A 17,935-nucleotide genomic window follows, 5' to 3' on the forward strand; every position below is an offset into this window, starting at 1 on the left:
TCATCATGCCTAGGTAGTGACATCCAGGTACTCAGTTTTGATATCAGTTTTTAGGGTATACATTCGCTTTACCGGATTCAAAGCACACACCCATTAAACCGGCATACGATTTTATAAGCTCAACACAGGCTTTATTTTCGCGCGCCATTAATTTTTGCTTGTTTAAAGCGATATCGATTTGATCAAGCGGCACTTATATATCAATTGGAGTATGACCATGGCCAAACGACCAAAAACCAGAAACTCAAAAACAGAAGATTCCTCCACACATCTAGAATCAACACGTCAAACCAGCTCGGTCACGGGTGATCATTCCGGCCTGTCTGGCAGATCTGCCCTGGACCTGGATCAAATGCCGGACACTGGCGCCTCGACTGTTTTGTCGGATACTGCCTCTCGCCAGACGATTGTCGTGACTGACATACCTGTAAGCGGGGCCAGCGCAATTGAAGTGACCTCCAACGTTATTTCCTGGCCTCGTCACCAGATCGATCAATTATTTCCAATCGACGATACGGGGCTCTTCATGAGTGCCGAGCAAAAACTCTACGCTGATACTGGAGAAGAAAGACTATTAAGAATCGAACCCAATGCGAAAGGCAAGTACCAGGTTCCCTCGCGCTCTACCCCTGATCAGCCCGGCCCGATCCTGTCAAAAATTCCTGGCGAGCCGCGGTGGCGTATCGAACGACAGGGATTGGATACATCGGCAAATGGCAAGACTGTATTCATGCAGCCTTCGGATGCATCTGCGAAGCAAACGCTACAGGTCATTCTACCGGTACTTGCCGAAAAGCTGACCAAGGCCGACGCGAAGGGTCTGCGTTACGACAAGCTGAAGAGAACTTATGTTGATGTCGTGGAAGAAGGCACCGTACTGGTCCGTAAAAATGTGGAGGGTGAGTATCAGGCGAGCACCGCTAGCGAGTTGACTCCGTCGGGGCCCGTGCTTGAAAGCATCGCAGAGATGACCCTTTGGCAGCGAAAGCCGCAGCGTACAGCGTCACCTAAACGTCCTCCAGTTACACAAGACGCAAGGCCAGGCCCAAGCAAACGTCCTCGTCTCGACGACGAAATCGAAACTGGCGGTACAGAAGCGAACATTGCCCCTGTTACCGCCACAACAACACCGAACCCTTATCTTTGGGCATCTTGGGGGAAAATAACAAAACCCGATGCCGTGGAATCCATTCAGATAGGCCAACTCCACTACCCTATCGTGCCCCAAGGTCCGATGGCCGATAAACTCCCGCTCGCTTTCATTCAGCACCCTCAATTTGCACCCTCGCGCTTTGAAGCATTCGAACGCATGTTGCACGAAGCACCGGAATTGCAGCCGGTACTCGCTTATCGAAGTGGCCAGGCTCCGCAGAAAGTGCTCGGGACGAGGCACGTCTTTGAAAAACCGTTGACACAGTATGTGGCCGATTCATTCAAAGGTTTTACGGATCAAACATCGCGGGTCGTCGCCAAGCGATTATTCGAACTTTCCAGTGACGCTGAGGAGATCAATGGCAGCGGGCTCGCGCGCATGATGCAGACCTTTCGCCACTGGGAGGGCAAATCGATGCGGGGATTGCCTGGAGCTGGAGACCCGTTGGATATGTTGCCCGTCACTCCAAGCAGTGACGTTTCCCGGCGCATCGTCTCTTTGCTCCCTGCAGAATCGGTGAAGATATTGCAGCAACTGAACTTCAACCCCTCTTATCACGGGATGATTTATGCAAACGACCAGACGGCGACGAACCTGAAGAAGCTGTTCGTCAACATCCTCAACGACAGCGGTTACGACACACTGACTCCCGAGGCTGTCACCCATCGCAACACGGTGGTGTTCAAGCGCCCCAACCACCCCAAGGTTTACTTTATGAAACTGGGACGAACGGTCACTGATGACATCGAAATCAGGACGCCGTTAATACCAGAACTTGAAGACCCTCTTTTGATAAAGCAGATGAGTGCCAATACGCACCAGACGCTGGTGGCCGCCAATGCCCGAAACGACGTGGTCTGGCTGATAGGGGGTATTCAACATTTGCCGGAAAGGAGTCCTTCCATTTTTATCATTAGAGACCGCTGATTTCAGGCTGCCGCACCTCGCCAGAGCGCTGGCGGGGTGCAGCAATCACACTTTTCCGTCTGGTAAAAAAAGCCCGCAGTGTGAGCGGGCGAAAGACCAAAGAAGCTATATGCGCAGTCGCTTCCAGGTTGCGGCAGCTGCTTGGGGGATCAGCTGCCGCGGTAGGTGGAATAGCTATACGGCGAAATCAGCAGCGGCACATGGTAGTGATCCTGTTCCGCAGAGATGCCGAAACGCAGCACCACCACATCCAGAAATGCAGGTTCCGGCAGTTGAACGCCACGGGCGCGGTAGTAGTCGCCCGCATGAAACTGAACCTGATAGACCCCGGTACGGTAGTCATCGCCTTGCAGCAGCGGTGCATCGACACGGCCATCGCTATTGGTTGTCGCGCTGGCGACCAATTCCAGGTGCGATCCTTCAACGCGGTATAGCTCGACCTTGATCGAGCTGCCCGGGCAACCGTGTGCAGCGTCTAAAACGTGTGTAGTCAAACGTCCCATTGATTCTGCGCGCCTGCCTGCGTACAGCAGTCAGGCTTCGCGCCTCCCGAAGTCAGTTAAAAGGAGACCGCACCGATTCGGAGCACGAATCACTGCGGCGAGCGATTGATTAAGACACTTTCCATAAAAATTGTACACAATAAAAACGACCTATTTGCCTCGATGTCCGCCAGCCGGGATTTTTCATCGAATTTAAGCCCGCGCCATAAGATCAGAGGACCTTCTATCCTTTAGCTGACCACTCAGGCAGGTTTCTTGCAGTATCATGAATTCATGACGGTTCGAGAAAAATGCAAAAAAACGGGCTTACAAATTGAATATAAAGTTGTATACAATCACTCCATCGCAGTGACGCCAGCCTGATACCTCATCGCAAGGCCGCCACATAACCTTGAACACGTCGACACGAATAAGAAGGAAGACTGCAGTGAGCGCTGACTACCCACGCGACCTGAAAGGTTACGGCAGTAACCCTCCTCACCCACACTGGCCGGGCAATGCCCGCATCGCCTTGTCGTTCGTACTCAATTACGAAGAAGGCGGCGAGCGCAATATCCTGCACGGCGATAAAGAGTCCGAAGCCTTCCTCTCCGAAATGGTTTCCGCCCAGCCGCTGCAAGGCGAGCGCAACATGAGCATGGAATCCCTTTACGAGTATGGCAGTCGTGCCGGCGTGTGGCGGATTCTGAAACTGTTCAAGGAATTCGATATTCCGTTGACCATCTTCGCCGTCGCCATGGCCGCCCAGCGCCACCCGGACGTAATTCGCGCGATGGTCGATGCCGGCCACGAGATCTGCAGCCACGGCTATCGCTGGATCGACTACCAGTACATGGACGAAGCGCAGGAACGCGAGCACATGCTCGAAGCGATCCGCATCCTCACCGAAATCACCGGTGAACGCCCACTGGGCTGGTACACCGGTCGCACCGGCCCGAACACTCGTCGCTTGGTGATGGAAGAAGGCGGTTTCCTGTACGACTGCGACACCTACGACGACGACCTGCCCTACTGGGAACCGAACAACCCGACCGGCAAGCCGCACCTGGTGATCCCGTACACCCTGGACACCAATGACATGCGCTTCACCCAGGTCCAGGGTTTCAACAAGGGCGACGACTTTTTTGAGTACCTCAAGGACGCCTTCGACGTGCTTTATGCTGAAGGCGCCGAAGCACCGAAGATGCTTTCGATCGGTCTGCACTGCCGTCTGATTGGCCGCCCGGCGCGTCTGGCTTCGCTCAAACGCTTTATCGAATACGCTAAAAGTCATGAACAGGTGTGGTTCAGCCGCCGTGTCGACATCGCGCGCCACTGGCAGCAAACCCACCCATTCCAAGGGGCCGCGAAATGAGCCGCTTTCAAACCGTCAAACCTTCAAGCTTGAGCCGCGATGCATTTGTCGCAGCCTTCGCCGACATCTACGAACATTCGCCATGGGTGGCCGAAAAGGCCTTCGATCTGGGCCAGGACGCGTCGATCGACGAGATCGAAACCCTGCACCAGCGCATGAGCGACATCCTGTTGAGCGCCGATCACGCCAGTCAACTGGCGCTGATCAACGCTCACCCGGACCTGGCCGGCAAAGCCGCCGTCCAGGGCCAGCTTACCGCAGCCAGCACTGAAGAACAGTCTGGCGCGGGTATTCACCAATGCACGGCCGAAGAGTTCCAGCGCTTCACCGAGCTGAACGACGCCTACAAAGCCAAGTTCAAGTTTCCCTTCATCATGGCGGTAAAAGGCAGCAACCGGCATCAGATCCTCGCGGCGTTCGAAACGCGCATTCACAACTCGGTCGACACCGAATTCAAATGCGCGCTGGCGGAGATCAACAAGATCGCCCTGTTCCGTTTACTGACCCTATAGCGAACTGCCCTTGTGAAAAGCCTCCGAGCGTAAAAAACGCGGAAAACGCACAGGGCCAGCAAGCATCCCAAGCCAACTTATTAAAGGCAGACAAGAAGAATGAAAGCTTACGCCGTACCTTTCGAGAAGTTCGTCAACCTGGCCGACGCCCGCCTGGGCACCAAAATCATCTCGGTCACCGATGACTGGTTCGCTGATGCCAACCGCCTGTTCCAGCCGACTCCGGCTGTGTGGAAAGAAGGCGTGTTCGATGACAACGGCAAGTGGATGGACGGCTGGGAATCGCGCCGCAAGCGCTTCGAAGGCTACGACAGTGCGGTGATCCGCCTTGGTGTACCGGGCTCGATCAAAGGCGTCGATATCGACACTTCATTCTTCACCGGCAACTTCCCGCCGTCGGCCTCCCTGGAAGCCTGTTTCCTGGCTGAAGGCGAACCGACTGAAAACACCCAGTGGGTTGAAGTGCTGTCGGCTGTCGAGCTGCAGGGCAACAGCCACCACTTCCACGAAATCAACAACGACCAGCCGTTCAGCCACCTGCGCTTCAACATCTACCCGGATGGTGGCGTAGCCCGTCTGCGTGTGTATGGCGTTCCGCACCGTGACTGGTCGGCCGTCGGCGACAACGAGCAAATCGACCTGGCCGCAGCCCTCAACGGTGGCCGCGCCCTCGCCTGCTCCGACGAACACTTCGGCCGCATGAGCAACATCCTCAACCCGGGCCGTGGCATCAACATGGGCGACGGCTGGGAAACCGCACGTCGCCGTACCCCGGGCAATGACTGGGTGATCGTCGCGCTGGGTCATGCCGGTGAAGTCGAGAAAGTCATCGTCGACACCCTGCACTTCAAGGGCAACTACCCGGACACGTGCTCGATCCAGGGCGCGTTCGTGAAGGGCGGTACCGACAGCCAGATCGAAACCCAATCGCTGTTCTGGCGCGAACTGCTGCCGGCGCAGAAACTGGAAATGCACGCCGAACACACCTTCGCCGAGCAGATCAAGGCGCTGGGCCCGATCACCCACATCCGCCTGAACGTGTTCCCGGATGGTGGTGTGAGCCGCCTGCGCGTATTGGGCAAGGTCGCTAAATAAGCGCCGAACCCAATCGCCAGCAGGCTGGCTCCCACAGGGGAATGCATTCCAAATGTGGGAGCTAGCCTGCTAGCGATGACGATAGAACCAACAACACAGAATTCGGATAAGAACAGCATGCGCACACTAACGATTGAACCGCTGACCAAAGAAGCCTTCGCCCCTTTCGGTGACGTGATCGAAACCGATGGCAGCGATCACTTCATGATCAACAACGGTTCGACCATGCGCTTCCATAAACTGGCGACGGTGCAAACCGCCACGCCAGAGGACAACGCGATCATCAGCATTTTCCGCGCCGACGCGCAGGACATGCCGCTGACCGTCAGCATGCTGGAGCGTCACCCGTTGGGCAGTCAGGCGTTTATTCCGCTGCTCGGCAACCCTTTTCTGATCGTGGTCGCGCCACTTGGCGATGAACCTGTATCAGGTTTGGTCCGCGCCTTCGTCACCAACGGCAGGCAGGGCATTAATTACCATCGCGGCGTCTGGCACCACCCGGTGCTGACGATCGAAAAGCGGGATGACTTCCTGGTGGTTGATCGCAGTGGCACAGGCAACAACTGCGATGAGCATTTTTTCAAAGAGGATGAGCGTTTGGTCCTCGCCCCCCACCAATAAGAGAAGGTCTGATCACTCGACAACAGAGTGACAGGCGAGAGGTAAAGACTGTGGAAGCACATCTGTTCGAATGGCTGAACCTGAGCGTACGCTGGGTTCACATGATTACTGGCGTGGCCTGGATCGGCGCGTCGTTCTATTTCGTCTGGCTGGAAAACAACCTTAATCGGGTCAACCCGAAAAGCGGGCTGGCGGGCGATTTGTGGGCAATCCATGGTGGCGGTATCTACCACCTGGAAAAATATAAACTGGCTCCACCGACCATGCCGGACAACCTGCACTGGTTCAAATGGGAAGCCTATTTCACCTGGATGTCGGGGGTCGCGCTGCTGTGCGTGGTGTTCTACTCCAACCCGACGCTGTACCTGCTGGCACCGGGCAGCAGCCTGACGGGCCCTGAAGGCGTTCTGTTGGGTATCGGTTCGCTGTTCGTCGGCTGGTTCGTCTACTCCTTCCTGTGCGACTCGGCCCTGGGCAAACGTCCTGCCCTGCTAGGCGGAATCCTGTTCGTGCTGATCATTGGCGCCGCTTACGGCTTCAGCAAAGTGTTCAGCGGTCGTGGTGCGTACCTGCACGTCGGCGCGATCATCGGCACCATCATGGTCGGCAACGTGTTCCGTATCATCATGCCGGCGCAACGCGCACTGGTTGCGGCGATCGCCGAGAACCGCACGCCCGATCCGGCGCTGCCGGCCAAAGGCCTGCTGCGTTCGCGTCACAACAACTACTTCACCTTGCCGGTGCTGTTCATCATGATCAGCAACCACTTCCCGAGCACTTACGGCAGCCAATACAACTGGCTGATCCTGGCCGGGATTGCGGTACTGGCGGTGTTGGTGCGTCACTATTTCAACACCCGTCATGACAGCCACAAGTTTGCCTGGACCCTGCCAGTGGCAGCGGTAGGCATGATCTGCCTGGCTTACGTCACCGGCCCTGCGCCGATGACCAGCCCGGAAGTGGCCAAGGCTCCTGCGAAGATCGAGTACCAACCGCTGCCGGAAACCGCAATAGGCGGTGGCTTGAAACCGGTTGAAGCAGCACCGGCGGCAGCGCCCGCAGCCGCACCGGCTCAAGCGTCCAACGCCGGTCCGGGCTTCGACAAGGTGCACAGCGTGATTCAGGAGCGTTGCGCGGTTTGCCACTCGGCCAAACCGACCAGCCCACTGTTCAGCGCGGCCCCTGGCGGTGTGATGTTCGACACCCCCGAGCAGATCCGCCAGAACGCCCCGCGCATCCAGGCTCAGGCCGTTACCAGCCAGATCATGCCACTGGGCAACATCACGCAGATGACCCAGCAGGAACGTGACCTGATTGGTGCCTGGATTGTTCAGGGAGCTCAGACCAATTAAGCAGTAAAAGCATCGCGAGCAGGCTCGCTCCCACAGGTTTTGCATTGCCTGCGTGGGAGCTGGCTTGCCTGCGATTGGCCGCACATTGCGGCCACCTGATTCGAAAACAGCTGCCAGCAGCACGGCAGCTGTACATCACAAGAATAAAAAAGATCCGAGGTGTTGCATGTCCGAGCTATCCGAAGCGCGCATCCCCGACGCACCCGCCATTCAGCGTTTGCCCCTTTTGCAACTGATCCTGGTCGGTCTGCAACATGTTTTGCTGATGTACGGCGGCGCCATCGCGGTCCCGCTGATCATCGGACAGGCCGCTGGCCTGAGTCGTGAAGAAATCGCCTTTCTGATTAACGCGGACCTGCTGGTCGCCGGCATCGCCACCATCGTTCAATCGCTGGGCATCGGCCCGATGGGCATTCGTATGCCGGTGATGATGGGCGCCAGTTTCGCCGCGGTCGGCAGCATGGTCGCCATGGCCGGCATGCCGGGTATCGGTCTGCAAGGGATCTTTGGCGCGACCATCGCCGCCGGGTTCTTCGGCATGCTCATCGCCCCGTTCATGTCCAAAGTTGTTCGCTTCTTCCCGCCTCTGGTGACCGGCACGGTCATCACCTCGATCGGTTTGTCGTTGTTCCCCGTGGCCGTGAACTGGGCCGGCGGTGGTGCCGGCGCCACCGAATTCGGTTCACCGATTTACCTGACCATTGCTGCGCTGGTATTGGGCACCATTTTGCTGGTGCACCGCTTCATGCGTGGCTTCTGGGTCAATATTTCAGTGCTGATCGGGATGTGCCTGGGCTACGTGCTCTGCGGCCTGATCGGTATGGTCGACCTCAGCGGAATGGCGCAAGCGCCGTGGTTGCAATTCGTCACTCCGCTGCATTTTGGCATGCCCAAGTTTGAACTCGCGCCGATCCTTTCGATGTGCCTGGTGGTGGTGATCATCTTCGTCGAGTCCACCGGGATGTTCCTCGCCTTGGGCAAAATCACCGGCCAGGACGTCTGCCCACGGATGCTGCGTCGCGGCTTGCTGTGTGATGCCGGCGCCTCGTTTTTCGCCGGGTTCTTCAACACCTTCACCCACTCTTCCTTTGCGCAAAACATCGGCCTGGTGCAAATGACAGGGGTGCGTTGCCGCTCGGTCACCATCGTTGCCGGTGGCTTATTGATCGTATTGAGCCTGCTGCCGAAAGCCGCATTCCTGGTGGCCTCGATTCCGCCAGCGGTACTGGGCGGTGCGGCGATTGCGATGTTCGGCATGGTCGCCGCCACCGGGATCAAGATTCTTCAGGAAGCCGACATCGGTGACCGTCGCAACCAGTTGCTGGTGGCGGTGAGCATCGGCATGGGCCTGATTCCGGTGGTGCGGCCGGAGTTCTTCGCCCACCTGCCGGTGTGGATGAGCCCGATTACCCATAGCGGTATCGCCATGGCCACCTTGAGCGCCCTGTCGTTGAACCTGCTGTTCAACATCCTTGGCGGCAAAGAACGCGCCGCAGCCAACGACTGCCACGCCCACTGACACAGAAGGACATAAGACCTGTGGGAGCCAGCCCGCCCCCACAGGTCAGCGGTTGCCTGCGCCTCACACAATAAAAACCAAGAGGGAGCAACAGATGATTCGGACACAAACCAACGTGCTGTTGAGTGCTGGCCTGTTGGCCGCGAGTCAAGCCATGGCCGGCGATTTACTGCTGTGGCAGACCAACAGCCTGAGCTATTTGTACGGCAAGGACTTCGCGGTCAACCCGCCGATTCAGCAGACGATAACCTTCGAACACGCCGACGGATGGAAGTACGGCGACAACTTCCTGTTCGTCGACAGCACCTACTACAACGGCGAGAAAGACCGGAACAAAGGCGTTCACGCTTATTACGGCGAATTCAGTCCGCGCCTGTCCTTCGGCAAGATCCTCGATCGCCGTTTCGAATTCGGCCCGATCAAGGACGTGCTGCTGGCCATGACCTACGAAAATGGCGAAGACGACACCGAGGCCTACCTGATAGGCCCTGGTTTCAACCTCGCGGTACCGGGCTTCAATTTTTTCACCTTGAACTTCTATTACCGCCAGACCGAAGGCGCGCGCCCCGGCGACGATGTCTGGCAGGTCACCCCGGCCTGGTCCTACACCCTGCCATTGGGCAATTCCAACCTGCTGATCGACGGCTACATCGATTGGGTGGTGGATAACGACCAGAACTCACACGGCACCTATCACGCCAACCTGCACTTCAACCCGCAGATCAAATATGACTTGGGCAAAGCCCTGGGCTGGCGGGAGAAACAGGTGTACGTCGGCGCCGAATACAGCTACTGGAAAGACAAATACGGCATCGAGAACACCTCCAGCTTCGACACCAATGAAAACACCACCAGCCTGCTGGTGAAGGTGCATTTCTAAGATGACCCGCAACCGTGCGCCAAACCTGTCGTCGGTGCGCTGTTACGGGGCACTTGAGACCTGGCCGAGTAGTCAGTATTCTCCGCGGCCGCCTGAATCCACGCTAAAAAAAAGCCCGGATTTAATTTCTGACCATAAAGCCAGCTTTTTCCGGCGCTGGGCAGTAGCAAGGCACTCCATATCCCCACTCAATCGACTGTTTTTGAGCAGCCGAGCGGGCGTTTATTTGTTTTTTGAAAACCTTGGCTCAGCTCTTGCTAAGAGCATTAAAGCTGACCGACTGGATGATTTTTTACCGCTACAGATAGAGGCGCCAAACCAGAGCGCCGACCTTAAAAAAATAACGTGGAATCACCTACTTTTTGGGAGCAACCGAATGAAACGTACGTGCACTAGCCTGATGCTGGCGGGATCAATGCTGGCTGGGGGGCAGGCCATGGCCGGCGACTTGCTGCAATGGCAGACCAATAGTCTGACCTACCTGTACGGTAAGGACTTCCAGGTCAACCCGCGCATTCAGCAGACGGTGACCTTCGAACACGCCGATGGCTGGAAATACGGTGACAACTTCTTCTTCATCGACAAGATCTTCTACAACGGCAAGGAAGACGCCTTCGCTGGGGACAACACCCACTACGGCGAAATCAGCCCGCGCCTGTCGTTCAACAAGATTTTTGATCAGAAGCTGGAATTCGGCCCGATCAAAGACGTCCTGCTGGCCATGACCTATGAGTTTGGCGAGGACGACACCGAGTCGTACCTGATCGGTCCGGGGTTCGATCTGGCTATCCCTGGCTTCGACTACTTCCAGCTGAACTTCTACAACCGTCACACCGAAGGCGGCCGACCGGGTGATGATATCTGGCAGGTCTCTCCAGTCTGGTCCTACACCATCCCGGCGGGCAGCTCGGATGTAGTGATTGACGGCTTCATGGACTGGGTGGTCGACAACGACGTGAACGACGAAGGCGAATACCACGCCAACCTGCACTTCAACCCTCAGGTCAAATACGACTTGGGTAAAGCACTGAAGCTGGGCGACAAACAACTGTACGTCGGTGTCGAGTATGACTACTGGAAAGACAAGTACGGCATCAAAGACACCGATGGCTTCAAGACGGATCAGAGCGTGACCAGCTTCCTGGTCAAGGTTCACTTCTGATCCGGCGGCGTCTGTAAGGAAGTCTTCGCGAGCAGGCTCGCTCCCACATTGGAATGCATTTCAACTGTGGGAGCGAGCCTGCTCGCGAATGGCCGCAACACAAAAAATCTCAAGCTGTAACCAAAGGCTCCACCAGCCCAAGAAACCGGCACAGTTCCTTACGCTTGGCCAACGCATCCCGCCGCCCCAGATCAATCAATTCGCTGCAATACCCCGCCTCGAACAACAGATAACTCAACACCCCCGCCCCACTGGTCTTGGTCGCCCCCGGCCCGCGCAGGAACAGACGCAGCGCCGCCGGCAATTCCTGACGATGCCGCGCCGCAATCTCATCGATCGGCTGACTCGGCGAAATCACCAGCACCTCCACCGGTGCCACGCCCAGCGCACGGGTCGGCGTACCACTGGGCATCAAGTGACTGAACTGATTCAGACGCTGCAACAACTCGATGTCGCTTTCCAGACTATCAATGAAGGTACTGTTGAGCATGTGCCCGCCAATCTGCGCCAGCGTTGGCTGTTGCCCGGTATAGGCTCGTTGTAGCTGTTGCGGGTCGACGCCTCGCGGGTTGCCACTGACGCCCACCACCAGCACCCGACTGGCACCCAGGTGCAGGGCCGGGCTGATCGGGGCAGATTGGCGCACGGCACCGTCACCGAAGTATTCCTCACCGATTTTCACCGGGGCGAACAGCAACGGAATGGCGGAACTGGCCAGCAAATGCTCGACACTCAATTGAGTCGGAACGCCGATGCGCCGATGGCGTAGCCACGATTCGATGGTGCCGCCACCCTGATAGAACGTGACAGCCTGACCGGACTCGTAGCCGAACGCCGTCACCGCCACCGCCTGCAGCTGCTTCTGGGCAATGGCTTCGTCGATGCCCGCCATGTTCAGTTTGTCGTTGAGCAAACCGCGCAGCGGCGAACTGTTCAGCAACGCCACCGGTACCTGCGCGCCGATGCCCAACAGGCTGTGACTGACAAAGCGGCTGGCCTGGCTGATCACGCCGGGCCAGTCGCTGCGCAACACCAGATGGCTGCGAAAGCCCTGCCAGAATGCGGTCAGCCGTTCGATCGCGCCGCGAAAATCCATCGCCCCACTGGCGAGGCTTACCGCGTTGATCGCCCCGGCCGAGGTGCCGACGATCACCGGAAACGGGTTGCTTGCGCCCACCGGCAACAGCTCGGCAATCGCCGCCAATACACCCACTTGATACGCCGCCCGAGCCCCGCCGCCGGAAAGAATCAACCCTGTAACCGGTTCAGCAGGACTCATCGCAACACTCCATGGCGCTTAAAGGGATCGGTCACTCAACCGCGTTTTTTGTACAGCTTCGGCTCGCCCGGCGGGCGACTCTTGAAGCGGCGGTGAGCCCAGAGGTATTGCTCCGGGCATTCACGCAAGGTGCTTTCGACCCACTGATTGATGCGGATGCAATCGGCCTCTTCCGTTTCACCGGGAAAACCTTCGAGCGGCGCATGGATCATCAGTCGATAACCGCTGCCATCGGCCAGGCGCTCTTGAGTGAACGGCACCACCAATGCCTTGCCCAGCCGCGCAAACTTGCTGGTGGCGGTCACGGTGGCCGCCTGAATGCCAAACAGCGGTACAAAAATGCTTTGCTTGGCGCCGTAGTCCTGATCCGGTGCATACCAGATCGCTCGACCCGCGCGCAGCAACTTGAGCATGCCGCGCACGTCATCGCGCTCCACCGCCAGCGAATCGAGGTTGTGCCGCTCGCGACCACGACGCTGGACGTAATCGAACAGCGGATTCTTGTGCTCGCGATACATGCCGTCGATGGTGTGTTGCTGCCCCAACAGCGCCGCGCCGATTTCCAGCGTGGTGAAATGCACCGCCATCAGGATCACGCCCTTGCCGTCCTGCTGAGCCTTTTTCAGGTGCTCCAGGCCTTCGACATGGGCCAGTTTGGCCAGACGCTGACGCGACCACCACCAGCTCATGGCCATTTCGAAGAAGGCGATGCCGGTCGAGGCAAAGTTTTCCTTGAGCAGGCGCTTGCGCTCGGCGGCGGACTTTTCAGGGAAACACAGTTCAAGGTTGCGCTTGGCAATGCGCCGTCGGTCGCCGGCCAGCCGATACATCAGGGCACCGAGCAGGCGACCCATAAACAGCAACGCCGGATATGGCAGCTGAACAATCAGCCACAACAACCCCAAGCCGCACCACAGCGGCCAGAAACGCGGCATAAGAAATGTTTTTCGAAAACGCGGGCGATCCATTAAAGGTTCCGGAAAGACAATGGCCGCGCATTCTACATCGTTCGACCCGGCTTGCGGCTTGCGGGCGTTCTCGTTATAAGTCTCGGCACTTTTAGTGACAAGCCGTTGTATGCCGACCATGAGCCAAACCGAACCGCAAGACCAGGATCCCGTGTTCCAGTTGAAGGGCAGCATGCTCGCCATTACGGTGCTGGAACTGGCCCGCAACGACCTCGATAACCTTGATCGGCAACTGGCCGCCAAGGTCGCTCAGGCGCCTAATTTTTTCAGCAATGCGCCGCTGGTGCTGGCCCTGGACAAGCTTCCAGCGGGTGAAGGCGCGGTGGATTTGCCGGGCCTGATGCGCGTCTGTCGCCAGCATGGCTTGCGCACGCTGGCCATCCGCGCCAGTCGCATTGAAGACATCGCTGCCGCCATTGCCGTCGATCTGCCCGTACTGCCGCCATCCGGTGCCCGTGAGCGTGCGCTTGACCCGCTCGAAGGTCAGGTGAAGAAAAAACCGGAAAAACCGCCGGAACCGACCATCAAACCGACGAAAATCATCACTTCGCCAGTACGTGGGGGCCAGCAGATTTATGCCCAGGGTTGCGATTTGGTGGTGATTTCATCAGTCAGCCCGGGGGCGGAACTTCTCGCCGATGGCAATATCCATGTATACGGTCCGATGCGTGGTCGTGTGTTGGCCGGCGTCAAAGGCGACACGAAAGCCAGGATTTTTTGTCAGCAAATGAGCGCTGAACTGGTGTCCATCGCAGGCCACTACAAGGTCTCCGAGGATCTGCGTCGCGATCCCTTGTGGGGCGCGGGCGTACAGGTCAGCCTGTCCGGCGACGTGTTGAACATCATTCGGCTTTAACGGATACTGCCGCATTTTCCAAGCATCTCTAAAACGTAGCGAAAACGGCTCAAACGAAGTAGGAAAACGGCTACAAGCAGTGTTTACCGGAGGTAAGCCCCGCCCAAAACCGTATTCCAGCCAAGGCTGTCCGACTGCAGTAGTTTTTCAAGAGATGTTTTTCAGGGGCTAAATGTCCTTTTTCCTTAGGGGTGAAACACCTTGGCCAAGATTCTCGTGGTTACATCCGGCAAGGGTGGTGTGGGTAAGACCACCACCAGCGCCGCTATCGGTACCGGCCTCGCTCTGCGTGGTCACAAAACAGTCATCGTCGACTTCGACGTCGGCTTGCGTAACCTCGACCTGATCATGGGTTGCGAGCGTCGCGTGGTGTATGACTTCGTCAACGTGGTCAACGGCGAAGCCAACCTGCAGCAAGCCCTGATCAAAGACAAGCGCCTGGAAAACCTCTACGTCCTGGCCGCCAGTCAAACCCGCGACAAAGACGCGCTGACTCAGGAAGGCGTTGAAAAAGTCCTGATGGCGCTGAAAGAAGACTTCGAATTCGTGGTCTGCGACTCCCCGGCGGGCATCGAAAAAGGCGCCCACCTGGCCATGTACTTCGCTGATGAAGCGATTATCGTGACCAACCCGGAAGTGTCCTCGGTTCGTGACTCGGACCGTATGCTGGGCCTGCTGGCCAGCAAATCGCGCCGCGCTGAAAAAGGCGAAGAGCCGATCAAGGAACACTTGCTGCTGACCCGCTACAACCCGCAACGCGTCAGCGATGGCGAAATGCTCGGCGTCGAAGACGTCAAAGAGATTCTGGCTGTCGCCCTGCTGGGTGTGATTCCGGAATCGCAAGCGGTGCTCAAGGCCTCCAACTCGGGCGTGCCAGTCATTCTCGACGACCAGAGCGACGCCGGTCAGGCGTATAGCGATGCCGTCGATCGCCTGCTGGGCAAAACCGTGGAACATCGTTTTCTCGATGTCACGAAGAAGGGATTCTTCGAGCGCCTGTTTGGAGGTAGATAATGAACATTTTTGACTTCTTTCGTGCCAACAAGAAGCCAAGTACCGCATCGGTAGCGAAAGAGCGTCTACAGATCATCGTGGCGCATGAACGCGGCCAACGCAGTACCCCGGACTACCTGCCAGCCTTGCAGAAGGAACTGGTGGAAGTGATCCGCAAGTACGTCAATATCGGGTCCGATGACGTGCACGTCGCTCTGGAAAACCAGGGCAGCTGCTCGATTCTGGAACTCAATATCACCCTGCCAGATCGTTAATCGATCCGGTCGGAGCCACGGCGGCTCAGGGCCCTTCTGCCACTGGAAGGGGCCTGAGCCGCCGTTGGCGTTTGTTACGAGGCTGTTTTAATGCCGTTGTCCAATGTCCACATCATCCATCAGGACGCCGCCGTACTGGTGGTGAACAAACCGACCCTGTTGCTCTCCGTCCCTGGCCGGGCTGACGACAACAAGGATTGCCTGATTACCCGCCTGCAAGAAAACGGCTACCCGGAAGCACGAATCGTCCATCGCCTGGACTGGGAAACCTCCGGCATTATTCTTCTGGCCCGTGACCCGGACACTCATCGCGAGCTGTCTCGGCAATTTCACGACCGCGAAACCGAAAAAGCCTATACGGCATTGTGCTGGGGTCAGCCGGAACTGGACAGCGGCAGCATCGACTTGCCCTTGCGCTATGATCCGCCGACCAAACCACGCCATGTGGTCGACCACGAATTCGGCAAGCACGCCCTGACCTTCTGGCGCGTGCTGGAACGCTGTGGCGACTGGTGCCGCGTCGAACTGACGCCGATCACCGGCCGCTCGCACCAATTGCGCGTGCACATGCTCTCCATCGGCCACCCGCTGCTGGGTGACGGGCTCTATGCCCACGAACAAGCCCTGGCCGCCTGGCCGCGCCTGTGTCTGCACGCCAGTATGCTCAGCTTCACCCACCCTCAAACCGGTGAACGCTTGCGTTTCGAGTGCCCGGCACCGTTCTGACGCCCGATGAGCTTTCAATACGTTAAACTGGCGCCACTGCTGTCTGGAGCTTCTTATGCGCGAAGAGTTGAACCAAGGCCTGATCGACTTCCTCAAGGCCTCCCCTACCCCATTCCATGCCACTGCCAGCCTCGTTCAACGCCTGGAAGCGGCGGGCTTTGTACGCCTTGACGAGCGCGAGCCCTGGACCACCGAAGCCAACGGTCGTTACTACGTCACCCGTAACGACTCCTCCATCGTCGCGATCAAGATGGGTCGGCATTCACCGTTGCATGGCGGAATTCGCCTGGTCGGCGCCCACACCGACAGCCCGTGCCTGAGGGTCAAGCCACAGCCTGAGCTGCAGCGTCAGGGTTTCTGGCAATTGGGTGTCGAAGTCTATGGTGGTGCGTTGCTCGCGCCCTGGTTTGACCGTGACCTGTCCCTCGCCGGCCGCGTGACCTTCCGCCGCGACGGCAAGGTCGAGAGCCAGTTGATCGACTTCAAGGCGCCCATCGCCACCATTCCGAATCTGGCGATTCACCTTAACCGTGAAGCCAACATGGGCTGGGCGATCAACGCGCAGACCGAATTGCCGCCGATCCTCGCGCAATTCGCCGGTGACGAGCGCGTGGACTTCCGCGCCGTGCTCACCAACCAACTGGCACTGGAACATGGCTTGAACGCCGACGTGGTGCTGGATTACGAGTTGAGTTTCTACGACACGCAAAGCGCTGCGGTCATCGGCCTGCATGGTGACTTCATCGCCGGCGCGCGCCTGGATAACCTGTTGTCGTGCTACGCCGGCCTGCAAGCATTGCTCACTGCCGAAACCGACGAAACCTGTGTGCTGGTCTGCAACGATCACGAAGAAGTCGGTTCCTGTTCGGCGTGCGGCGCTGATGGTCCGATGCTTGAGCAGACGTTGCGTCGTCTGCTGCCTGAAGGTGACGAGTTCGTGCGCACCATTCAGAAATCCCTGCTGGTTTCGGCCGACAACGCCCACGGCGTGCACCCCAACTACGCCGACAAACACGACGCCAACCACGGCCCGAAACTCAACGCCGGCCCGGTGATCAAGGTCAACAGCAACCAGCGATACGCCACCAACAGCGAAACCGCCGGCTTCTTCCGCCACCTGTGCATGGCCGAGGAAGTACCGGTGCAAAGCTTTGTGGTGCGCAGCGACATGGGCTGTGGCTCGACCATCGGCCCGATCACCGCCAGCCACCTGGGCGTGCGCACCGTGGACATCGGCCTGCCGACGTTCGCCATGCACTCGATCCGCGAACTGTGCGGCAGCCACGACCTGGCGCACCTGGTCAAAGTGCTGAGCGCGTTCTACGCCTGCCAGGAATTGCCGTAACCCCTAAAAGCATCGCGAGCCGCTTAGCTCCCACAGTTGAATTGCATTCCAATGTGGGAGTGAGCCTGCTCGCGATGACGGCGGCACTGCCACCACAGCATGTTGCTTTACACACCTGACAATCAGCCACCCAAAAGCCACCTAGACTTAAATTAACCACTGACAAGGCCGTCTCCATGATCTCGCTGTCTTCGTTTCACGCCATGCTGGTCCCGATCCTCGCCGGGATGCTCATGCTGGCAATCGGCTTCAACTTTCGCGACAAAAACGCCGGTGTATTTGCCATGTGGGTTGGGATGCTGACCATTTTCGGCACCGTGATTTTCAAGATCCTCGCCAAACTCAACGAATAAACCCTCCCCCTGACTCGCATTGATTTAGAGGGGCTCGTACACTCGGACGATCCGTTCATCCC

Annotated in this window: 19 protein-coding genes; 15 read left to right on the plus strand and 4 right to left on the minus strand. The window is 57.9% G+C overall.

The features are described 5' to 3' along the window. Window positions 1-43: 43 nt before the first annotated feature. The gene (locus J2Y56_RS19850; protein WP_157214415.1) at window positions 44-193 is read right to left on the minus strand and encodes a hypothetical protein; all 150 of its coding nucleotides are present in this window, start codon (window positions 191-193) and stop codon (window positions 44-46) included. A gap of 24 nt (window positions 194-217) precedes the next feature. Here J2Y56_RS19850 and J2Y56_RS19855 point away from each other — a divergent pair, with 24 nt between their 5' ends. Next, entirely contained in the window at window positions 218-2,080 is a 1,863-nt protein-coding gene (locus J2Y56_RS19855) for a hypothetical protein (protein WP_310352159.1), read from the plus strand. Window positions 2,081-2,229: 149 nt separating this feature from the next. Here J2Y56_RS19855 and uraH read toward each other — a convergent pair whose 3' ends face one another. After that, window positions 2,230-2,583, minus strand: a complete 354-nt coding sequence (gene uraH / locus J2Y56_RS19860) for a hydroxyisourate hydrolase (RefSeq protein WP_007944445.1) — start codon at window positions 2,581-2,583, stop codon at window positions 2,230-2,232. A 427-nt stretch (window positions 2,584-3,010) separates the two neighbouring features. Between uraH and puuE the strand changes: the two genes are divergently transcribed. From puuE to J2Y56_RS19900, 8 genes are all read left to right on the plus strand, one after another. After that, a complete protein-coding gene (puuE, locus tag J2Y56_RS19865; RefSeq protein ID WP_310352162.1) occupies window positions 3,011-3,937 on the plus strand; it encodes an allantoinase PuuE in 927 nt (308 codons plus the stop codon). Beyond that, window positions 3,934-4,449 (plus strand): 2-oxo-4-hydroxy-4-carboxy-5-ureidoimidazoline decarboxylase, encoded by a 516-nt coding sequence (uraD, locus tag J2Y56_RS19870; RefSeq protein WP_310352164.1) that lies wholly within the window; start codon window positions 3,934-3,936, stop codon window positions 4,447-4,449. Before puuE ends, uraD begins: the two co-directional genes overlap by 4 nt. A 99-nt stretch (window positions 4,450-4,548) precedes the next feature. Continuing rightward, entirely contained in the window at window positions 4,549-5,544 is a 996-nt protein-coding gene (gene alc, locus J2Y56_RS19875) for an allantoicase (RefSeq protein ID WP_007944441.1), read from the plus strand. A 117-nt stretch (window positions 5,545-5,661) separates the two neighbouring features. Beyond that, window positions 5,662-6,165 carry an ureidoglycolate lyase gene (locus J2Y56_RS19880; protein ID WP_007944440.1) on the plus strand — a complete coding sequence of 168 codons (504 nt, stop codon included), beginning with the start codon at window positions 5,662-5,664 and terminating at the stop codon, window positions 6,163-6,165. Between the two features lie 50 nt (window positions 6,166-6,215). Then, window positions 6,216-7,517 (plus strand): urate hydroxylase PuuD, encoded by a 1,302-nt coding sequence (locus tag J2Y56_RS19885; protein ID WP_007944439.1) that lies wholly within the window; start codon window positions 6,216-6,218, stop codon window positions 7,515-7,517. Between the two features lie 166 nt (window positions 7,518-7,683). Next, window positions 7,684-9,036, plus strand: a complete 1,353-nt coding sequence (locus J2Y56_RS19890; RefSeq protein WP_150778641.1) for a nucleobase:cation symporter-2 family protein — start codon at window positions 7,684-7,686, stop codon at window positions 9,034-9,036. A gap of 94 nt (window positions 9,037-9,130) precedes the next feature. Then, window positions 9,131-9,916, plus strand: coding sequence for an outer membrane protein OmpK (locus tag J2Y56_RS19895; RefSeq protein WP_007944437.1), 786 nt, complete (start codon window positions 9,131-9,133; stop codon window positions 9,914-9,916). Between the two features lie 376 nt (window positions 9,917-10,292). Next, window positions 10,293-11,078, plus strand: coding sequence for an outer membrane protein OmpK (locus J2Y56_RS19900; protein WP_007944436.1), 786 nt, complete (start codon window positions 10,293-10,295; stop codon window positions 11,076-11,078). Between the two features lie 109 nt (window positions 11,079-11,187). Here the strand turns inward: J2Y56_RS19900 and J2Y56_RS19905 are convergent, their stop codons facing one another. Both J2Y56_RS19905 and J2Y56_RS19910 read right to left on the minus strand, forming a co-directional pair. Then, window positions 11,188-12,357, minus strand: a complete 1,170-nt coding sequence (locus J2Y56_RS19905) for a patatin-like phospholipase family protein (protein WP_310352167.1) — start codon at window positions 12,355-12,357, stop codon at window positions 11,188-11,190. Window positions 12,358-12,392: 35 nt separating this feature from the next. After that, entirely contained in the window at window positions 12,393-13,325 is a 933-nt protein-coding gene (locus J2Y56_RS19910; protein WP_310352170.1) for a lipid A biosynthesis lauroyl acyltransferase, read from the minus strand. A gap of 118 nt (window positions 13,326-13,443) precedes the next feature. Here J2Y56_RS19910 and minC point away from each other — a divergent pair, with 118 nt between their 5' ends. The 6 genes from minC to J2Y56_RS19940 all read left to right on the plus strand — a co-directional run bounded on the left by minC (window position 13,444) and on the right by J2Y56_RS19940 (window position 17,873). After that, window positions 13,444-14,181, plus strand: coding sequence for a septum site-determining protein MinC (gene minC / locus J2Y56_RS19915; RefSeq protein ID WP_310337433.1), 738 nt, complete (start codon window positions 13,444-13,446; stop codon window positions 14,179-14,181). A 201-nt stretch (window positions 14,182-14,382) separates the two neighbouring features. Continuing rightward, window positions 14,383-15,195 (plus strand): septum site-determining protein MinD, encoded by an 813-nt coding sequence (gene minD, locus J2Y56_RS19920; protein ID WP_007944432.1) that lies wholly within the window; start codon window positions 14,383-14,385, stop codon window positions 15,193-15,195. Beyond that, window positions 15,195-15,449, plus strand: coding sequence for a cell division topological specificity factor MinE (gene minE / locus J2Y56_RS19925; RefSeq protein ID WP_007944431.1), 255 nt, complete (start codon window positions 15,195-15,197; stop codon window positions 15,447-15,449). Before minD ends, minE begins: the two co-directional genes overlap by 1 nt. Window positions 15,450-15,539: 90 nt before the next feature. Continuing rightward, window positions 15,540-16,175 carry an RluA family pseudouridine synthase gene (locus J2Y56_RS19930; RefSeq protein WP_007944430.1) on the plus strand — a complete coding sequence of 212 codons (636 nt, stop codon included), beginning with the start codon at window positions 15,540-15,542 and terminating at the stop codon, window positions 16,173-16,175. A gap of 55 nt (window positions 16,176-16,230) precedes the next feature. Further along, window positions 16,231-17,520, plus strand: coding sequence for a M18 family aminopeptidase (locus J2Y56_RS19935; protein WP_310352172.1), 1,290 nt, complete (start codon window positions 16,231-16,233; stop codon window positions 17,518-17,520). A 176-nt stretch (window positions 17,521-17,696) separates the two neighbouring features. Next, window positions 17,697-17,873 carry a hypothetical protein gene (locus J2Y56_RS19940; RefSeq protein ID WP_007944427.1) on the plus strand — a complete coding sequence of 59 codons (177 nt, stop codon included), beginning with the start codon at window positions 17,697-17,699 and terminating at the stop codon, window positions 17,871-17,873. The last annotated feature ends 62 nt before the right edge of the window (window positions 17,874-17,935 follow it).

Origin of the sequence: Pseudomonas sp. BE134, assembly GCF_031456105.1 — a bacterium.
Lineage (GTDB): Bacteria > Pseudomonadota > Gammaproteobacteria > Pseudomonadales > Pseudomonadaceae > Aquipseudomonas.

Coding starts and splice junctions, on each gene's coding strand:
- J2Y56_RS19855 (WP_310352159.1), top strand. CDS start 218: ATGGCCAAACGACCAAAAACCAGAAACTCAAAAACAGAAGATTCCTCC.
- uraH (WP_007944445.1), bottom strand. CDS start 2,583: ATGGGACGTTTGACTACACACGTTTTAGACGCTGCACACGGTTGCCCG.
- uraD (WP_310352164.1), top strand. CDS start 3,934: ATGAGCCGCTTTCAAACCGTCAAACCTTCAAGCTTGAGCCGCGATGCA.
- alc (WP_007944441.1), top strand. CDS start 4,549: ATGAAAGCTTACGCCGTACCTTTCGAGAAGTTCGTCAACCTGGCCGAC.
- J2Y56_RS19880 (WP_007944440.1), top strand. CDS start 5,662: ATGCGCACACTAACGATTGAACCGCTGACCAAAGAAGCCTTCGCCCCT.
- J2Y56_RS19890 (WP_150778641.1), top strand. CDS start 7,684: ATGTCCGAGCTATCCGAAGCGCGCATCCCCGACGCACCCGCCATTCAG.
- J2Y56_RS19895 (WP_007944437.1), top strand. CDS start 9,131: ATGATTCGGACACAAACCAACGTGCTGTTGAGTGCTGGCCTGTTGGCC.
- J2Y56_RS19900 (WP_007944436.1), top strand. CDS start 10,293: ATGAAACGTACGTGCACTAGCCTGATGCTGGCGGGATCAATGCTGGCT.
- J2Y56_RS19905 (WP_310352167.1), bottom strand. CDS start 12,357: ATGAGTCCTGCTGAACCGGTTACAGGGTTGATTCTTTCCGGCGGCGGG.
- J2Y56_RS19910 (WP_310352170.1), bottom strand. CDS start 13,325: ATGGATCGCCCGCGTTTTCGAAAAACATTTCTTATGCCGCGTTTCTGG.
- minC (WP_310337433.1), top strand. CDS start 13,444: ATGAGCCAAACCGAACCGCAAGACCAGGATCCCGTGTTCCAGTTGAAG.
- minE (WP_007944431.1), top strand. CDS start 15,195: ATGAACATTTTTGACTTCTTTCGTGCCAACAAGAAGCCAAGTACCGCA.
- J2Y56_RS19930 (WP_007944430.1), top strand. CDS start 15,540: ATGCCGTTGTCCAATGTCCACATCATCCATCAGGACGCCGCCGTACTG.
- J2Y56_RS19935 (WP_310352172.1), top strand. CDS start 16,231: ATGCGCGAAGAGTTGAACCAAGGCCTGATCGACTTCCTCAAGGCCTCC.
- J2Y56_RS19940 (WP_007944427.1), top strand. CDS start 17,697: ATGATCTCGCTGTCTTCGTTTCACGCCATGCTGGTCCCGATCCTCGCC.